Raw genomic sequence first — 6,701 nt, 5'->3', positions numbered from 1 at the left:
GCCGGCCGGGGTGGCGGGCCGGCCGGGGCGGCGTGCGCAGCCGCCGGGGCGAGTAGGACCGATGCGGCCCCGATGAGGGTGGCGGCAAGAGCCGCCAGGGCGGGGCGGGCTGACTTCATGGGGATCTCCGATGGGGGTCGGGGTCTCGACGTTACGGGCTCATTTCGAAGAGCTATTGACAAAATATTGAAGGTCTACATCATTATTCGAGAACGGGGCGGCTGGCAAGAGCTGACCCGGATCCGGATATGAGGCGACCGATGAGCTCGACGAGACAGCGCGACGACCGTCGTGCGGCGTGGTGGTTCCTGCTGCCGGTGGCGGCGGGTTTCGTGATCTTCTACGGCTATCCGGCCGCCCGCGGCGCCTGGTACTCGGTCACCGACTACACCATGCTCAACACGCCTTCGTTCGTGGGCGCGGAGAACTACACCAAGCTGCTGGCCGACGACCAGTTCTGGCACTCCCTGCGGGTCACCGCCTGGTACGTCGTCCTCAACATCGTCTCCCAGACCGTGCTGGCGCTCGGCATCGCGGCACTGATGCACCGGCTGACCGGCTCGGTGCTGTTACGGGCGACGCTGCTGGTGCCCTGGCTGGTCCCCAACGTCACCATCGGCCTGCTCTGGATGTGGCTGCTCGACACCAACCTGGGGTTCGTCAACCACCTGGTCACCTCGTTCGGGCTGGCCCCGGTCGGCTTCCTCACCGACGCCACCCTGGCCATGCCGTCGGTCGCCGGCATCAACACCTGGGCCTACACCGGCTACACCGCCCTGCTGCTGTACGCCGGCATGCTCCAGATCCCGCAGTACCTCTACGAGAGCGCCGCGATCGACGGCGCCGGAGAGTGGCGGATGTTCCACCGCATCACCCTGCCGCTGCTGCGCCCGGTGCTGGCCCTCGTACTGGTGGTCTCCCTGATCGGCTCGTTCCAGATCTTCGACACCGTCGCGGTCACCACCCAGGGCGACCCGGCCTCGGCCACCCGCGTCATCTACCTCTACATCTACGAGCAGGCGTTCAAGTACTTCCACCTGGGATACGCCGCCGCCGCGGCCGTCTGCCTGGCGCTGATCCTCGGCGTGTTCACCGCCGTGCAGATGCGCCTGCTGCGTGCGTCCCGCTCGGACCTGGCGTAAGGGGCCTGACACATGCGCAAGACCTTCAGTCCCGGGCGGTTGCTGGCGTGGACGCTGCTGACCGTGGTCGTCGTGGTCACTGTCTTCCCGTTCTGGTGGATGGTCCGCACGGCGCTCACCCCCGCCGCCGACCTCTACACCGACAACGCCGGCCTGCTGCCGCACGACCCCACCCTGATCAACTTCGCCCGGGTGCTGGGCCTGACCACCGAGGCCGAGGCGCGCGCCGCCGGCGGTTCCGGCGCGCAGCTGCACTTCGCGCGGTACCTGCTCAACTCGGTGGTTTACTGCACGTTGATCGCGGTGTTCCAGACCCTGTTCTGCGCGATGGCCGGCTACGCCTTCGCCCGGCTGCGCTTCCCCGGCCGCGATCTCACCTTCGCCGTCGTGATCAGCGCCCTGATGGTGCCGCCGATCTTCACGCTGCTGCCCAACTTCGTGCTGGTGAAGGATCTCGGCCTGATCAACACCATGGCCGGGATGGTCGCGCCGTCGATCCTGATGACCCCGTTCGCCGTGTTCTTCCTGCGCCAGTTCTTCCTGTCCCTGCCCCGCGACGTGGAGGAAGCCGCGATCCTCGACGGCAACGGCCCGTGGGGCGTCTTCTGGCGCATCGCCCTGCCGATGAGCCGGGGCCCGCTGATCACCATCGGGATGACCACGACCGTCTGGGCCTGGAAGGACTACCTCTGGCCGCTGCTGGTCGGCCGGGGTGAGGACAACCGCCTGGTCACCGTCGCGCTCGGCGTGTTCCTGCAGCAGTCACCCAACACCCAGCCGGACTGGACCGGGCTGATGGCCGCTTCGACGCTGTCGGTCGTTCCCGTGCTCGTGCTGCTCGGCTTCGTCGGCCGGCGCCTGGTCCAGTCCCTGAACTTCACCGGCAGCAAGTGAACCCCCCACCCCGCAGAGAAGAGAATCCGATGATCCGTGGAACGCGTGCCGGTGCGGCACTGCTGGCGCTGGCCATCGCGGCCGGCCTGACCGGTTGCTCCGGCTCGGGCGACGACGCCGGTGGTGCCGTCACCCTCGACTACTGGCTCTGGGACGACAACCAGAAGGCCTCCTACCAGGCGTGCGCCGACGCGTTCACCGCCGCCAACCCGAACATCAAGATCCAGATCACCCAGTCCGCGTGGGAGCAGTACTGGCAGGGCCTCACCACCCAGCTCGCCGCCGGCGAGGCCCCCGACGTGTGGACCAACCAAGGCTCCTACTATCCGCAGTTCGTCAGCTCGGGCCAGATCCTCGACATCCAGCCGTACGTGACCGCCGACAAGATCGACCTGGCGCAGTACCAGAGCGGCCTGGCCGACCTGTTCACCAAGGACGGCAAGCGTTACGGCCTGCCGAAGGACTGGGACACCATCGCGCTGGTCTACAACACCGACCAGCTCAAGGCCCAGGACATCACCCTGGCCGACCTCAAGGACCTGAGCTGGAACCCCGCCGACGGCGGCACCTTCGAGAAGATCATCGCCCGGGCCACCGTCGACACCGGCGGCCGCAACGGCCTGGACCCGGGCTTCGACAAGACCAAGATCAAGACGTACGGCTACCTGCCCGAATGGGGTGACGGCGCGCAGGGCCAGAACGGCTGGGGCATCTTCGCCGCCGCCGACGGCTTCACCTATCTCGACAAGAACCCGTGGGGCAGCCGGTACAAGTACGACGACCCCAGGCTCGCGCAGACCATCGAATGGTTCAAGTCGCTGATCGCCAAGGGTTACAGCCCCCCGCTGGACAAGTCGTCCACGCTCAGCCGCGACGCGCTGCTCAACGCCGGCAAGGGCGCCATCACCACCGCCGGCTCCTGGATGATCAACAGCTATCTCGGCGACGGGGCCAAGGCGAAGTTCGCGTTCGCGCCGCTGCCGGCCGGGCCGCAGGGCCGCAAGACGCCGATCAACGGGCTGTCCGACGCGATCTGGGCCGGCACCGAGCACAAGGACGAGGCCTGGAAGTGGGTCAAGTTCCTCGCCTCCTCCGGCTGCCAGGACATCGTCGGCGGCAACGCCGCGGTGTTCCCGGCCATCAAGTCGGCCAGTGAGAAGGCCCTCGCCGCCCACCAGAGCAAGGGCCGCGACGTCCAGCCGTTCGTCGACCAGGCGCAGGCCCCCGGCGGCACCTTCTTCCTGCCGATCACCGAGCACGGCAACGAGATCAGCCAGATCGTCCAGGACGCCATCCAGTCCTCGGTGCTCGGCCAGAGCGACTCGGCCACCGCCCTGAAGAAGGCCAACGACCAGGTCAACGCCCTGTTCAAGTAGCACCGACCGAGCAGTCCGGCGCGGCGGGAACAGCCTCCGCCCGCCGCGCCGGAGCCCGCACCCGACCGCGCAACCCCGCCAAGGAGAACCATGGCATCGCTCATCGAGCTGGCCGGCCGCACGTTCGCCCTCGTCCACGAAGGCCCCGGGCACCCGCAGGCAGCCGACGGCGGCCTGATCCTGCCGCCGGGCCGCGTCGCCCTGCTGCACGAGCTGGGCGACGCCCTGTTCTACCGCCACGGGCAGAATTCCTGGAGCCCGTGCGGCTGGCGACGGCTGAGCGAACCGCCGCTGCGCATCTCCGACCCGCGGCGGCGCTTGACCGCCGACGACGACGTCTGGGACGACCCGGCCCGCCACCACTCCTCGGCGGTGGCCGCCCTCGACGGCGGCGACGGCAACATCCTGCTGCTCGGCGGGCTCGGCCTGGGCACCGCCCGCCTCGCCGCCGACCGGGACACGCTGGCCGGCTGGTACGAACACGGCGCCCAGCCCTGGTTCGCCGCCTACGGCCCCGAGGACGAGGTGTTCGCCGCGTACACCAGGCAGCTGGCCGGGCGGCTGGGCAGCCGCACCCGGCGCGCCGGCAACGTCTGGTGCTCCTGGTACGCGTACTACGAGGCGATCACCGAGCAGCAGCTGGCCAAGGACCTCCAGGACCTGGAGGGTCTGCCGTTCGACGTGGTGCAGGTCGACGACGGCTGGGAGCGGATGGTCGGCGACTGGCAGCCCAACGACAAGTTCCCGGCCGGCATGCGGGCGCTGGCCGACCGGATCAGTGACGCCGGCATGACCCCCGGGCTGTGGCTCGCCCCGTTCATCGCCCTGCCCGGCTCGCGGTTCGCCCAGCAGCACCCCGAGCTGTTGCTCCGCGACACCCGCGGCGAGCTCGTGGTCGCCGGGAACAACTGGGGGACCGGCTACCACGCCCTCGACCTGTCCCGGCCGGCCGCCCTCGACCACCTCGCCGAGCTGATCCACCGGGTCGTGCACGACTGGGGGTTCAAGTACCTCAAGCTGGACTTCATCAACGCCGGCGCCGTACCGGGCGTACGCGCCGACGGCGCCGAACGGGAGCAGACCTACCGCGACGCCCTCATGCTGATCCGCCGGGTCGCCGGGGACGACGTCTACCTGCTGGGCAGCGGCGCCATCCTGCTGCCGTCCCTCGGCATCCTCGACGGCCTGCGCAGCGGCCCCGACGTCGCGCCGATGTGGCAGAACTACGCCAGCGACGACCCGTCCGACGCCATGGCCCGCAACGCCGTGGTCAACACCGTGCACCGGCTCTGGCACCAGCCGCTGACCGAGGTCGACCCGGACGTCGTGTACTTCCGCAGCCGCCTCAACCTGCTGACCGACCAGCAGCTGGGGTGGCTGCGCGACCTGGCCGACATCTGCCGGTTCCGGGCCCTGTCCGACCCGCCCAGCTGGCTCAGCGCCACCGAGCTCGACGACCTGCGGACGTATCTGGTGGCGCAACCGGAGATCCGGCGACGCAGCCGCTACGTCTACACCGTCGACGGGCGGGAGGTGGACTTCGCCCCGGCGATCACCTCGGCCGCGCAGGCGTACCCGATCACCTGACCCGGCGCCTTGCGATCGCCCTGCTGTTTTGTAAAGCTCGAAGCGTATGTGGGCGGCTACCGCCGCTCAACGATGAGGGACATACCTTGACGGAACTGGTGACGGCCGGGGCGGACCTGCCCCGGCTGCGTGAGCTGAACTCCCTGAGCGTCGTGCGGGCACTGCGGGCCCACCCGCCGGCCACCGTCACCGAGCTGTCCCAGCGCACCGGCCTGTCCCGGCCCGCCGTCGACGTCATCGCCCAGGGGCTGGTCACCGACGGCTGGGCCAGCCTGCTGGAGCCCGGGGCCAACAGCGTCGTCGGGCGGCCCGCCCGCCGGTACCAGTTCCGGGCCACCGCCGGCCACGTCATCGGCGTCGACGTCGGCGTGCACAAGATACTGGCCCTGATCGCCGACCTCGACGGCAACATCGTGCGCAGCCTGCGCCACTCGGTGGCCGCGGACGCCGGCCCGGCCGCCCGCCTCGCCGAGCTCGACGCGGTCGTCAACGCCTGCCTGAGCGAGGCGGGCATGACCCCGTCCGACATCTGGGCGGTCACCGTCGGGGTCACCGGCGCCGTCGACGCCACCGGGCGGACCAGCTTCTTCACCCCGCTGCCGGGCTGGCAGAGCGTCGACCTGACGGCCCACCTGGGCGGCCGGTTCGCCTGCCCGATCCTGGTCGAGAACGACTGCAAGCTCGCGACCCTGGCGGAACGCTGGAAGGGCGCGGCGAGCGACGCCAACGACATCGTCTACCTGCTGGCCGGCATGCGCACGGGCGCGGGCCTGATCATCGACGGCATCCTGCGCCGCGGCTTCGGCGGCGCCGCGGGCGAGATCGGCGCCCTGAAGCAGGTCCGCTGGCTCGACGCCCCCGCCCACCTGCAGAACTGCCCCGGCGTCCCCCACACCGTCGGACCCGACGACGCCGCCGCCTGGGTCTTCAACGCCGCCCGAGAGGGCGACAAGGCCGCGCTCCGCGCCGTCAACCGCTACGTCAAGGACCTCGCCGTCGGCACCGCCGCCCTCGTGCTGACCCTGGACCCGCAGGTCGTCATCTTCGGCGGCGGCTTCTCCCGCTCCGCCGACCTCATGCTCGACCCGCTGCGCCGCGAACTCGAGCGCCTGTGCCTGCGCATGCCGGAGGTACGCGCCTCCACGCTGGGCGCGGACGCGGTCGCCCTCGGGGCGCTGAAGCTGGCCCTCAACGAGGTCGACGACCGGCTGCTCAGCGCCGGCCTCTCCGCCCCGGTCGCCCCCCGCCGCCGATGACGCCGGACGACCTGATCAGTGCCGCCATCGACGTCGCCGAGGAAGGCATGGCACAGGGCGAGCTCCCGATCGGAGCCGTCGTCGAGATGGGCGGCCGCATCATCTCGCGCGCCTTCACCCGGGACATCTCGCTGGGACGCCGGCTGGTCCACGCCGACCTCCTGGCCATGATCGCCGCGGACGAGGAGCTCGGCTGGGGGCCACGCCCGCACCCCGTGCGGCTGGCGGTCAACCTGGAGCCCTGCCTCATGTGCGCCGGTGCGGCGATGGCCCTCAAGGTGAGCGAGATCTACTACGGACTCGAGTCTCCCGCGGACGGCGGATCCGCCGTCACGGCAACGTGGCCGGCCAGCCCCGACCTGCCCTGGTACGCGGGCGGATCCGTGAAGGACCGCATCGCCCTGCGCATGGTGGAGGACGCCGAGAAGGCCGGCCTGCTCCGTGAG

At 70.4% G+C, this 6,701-nt stretch carries 6 protein-coding genes; all 6 read left to right on the top strand.

What is annotated here, in order from left to right:
- The first annotated feature begins 260 nt into the window (after positions 1-260).
- Positions 261-1,142: a sugar ABC transporter permease gene (locus tag AB0C29_RS26940; protein WP_360825499.1), complete on the top strand. Its 882-nt coding sequence runs from the start codon at positions 261-263 to the stop codon at positions 1,140-1,142.
- A gap of 12 nt (positions 1,143-1,154) precedes the next feature.
- On the top strand, positions 1,155-2,036 hold the full coding sequence (locus tag AB0C29_RS26935; protein ID WP_360556760.1) for a carbohydrate ABC transporter permease: 882 nt from the start codon (positions 1,155-1,157) through the stop codon (positions 2,034-2,036).
- Positions 2,037-2,065: 29 nt separating this feature from the next.
- Positions 2,066-3,412 carry a sugar ABC transporter substrate-binding protein gene (locus tag AB0C29_RS26930; RefSeq protein ID WP_360825496.1) on the top strand — a complete coding sequence of 449 codons (1,347 nt, stop codon included), beginning with the start codon at positions 2,066-2,068 and terminating at the stop codon, positions 3,410-3,412.
- A 90-nt stretch (positions 3,413-3,502) separates the two neighbouring features.
- Positions 3,503-4,999 (top strand): glycoside hydrolase family 36 protein, encoded by a 1,497-nt coding sequence (locus tag AB0C29_RS26925; RefSeq protein ID WP_360825494.1) that lies wholly within the window; start codon positions 3,503-3,505, stop codon positions 4,997-4,999.
- 86 nt (positions 5,000-5,085) lie between these two features.
- Positions 5,086-6,255: an ROK family transcriptional regulator gene (locus AB0C29_RS26920; protein ID WP_360825491.1), complete on the top strand. Its 1,170-nt coding sequence runs from the start codon at positions 5,086-5,088 to the stop codon at positions 6,253-6,255.
- A partial coding sequence (locus AB0C29_RS26915) for a deaminase (protein WP_360825488.1) occupies positions 6,252-6,701 on the top strand: 450 nt, incomplete at its 3' end. The genes AB0C29_RS26920 and AB0C29_RS26915, both read left to right, overlap by 4 nt.

Origin of the sequence: Actinoplanes sp. NPDC048791, from assembly GCF_040650095.1 — a bacterium.
Classification (GTDB): Bacteria; Actinomycetota; Actinomycetes; order Mycobacteriales; family Micromonosporaceae; genus Actinoplanes.
This window is presented reverse-complemented; position numbering and strand designations above follow the sequence as displayed.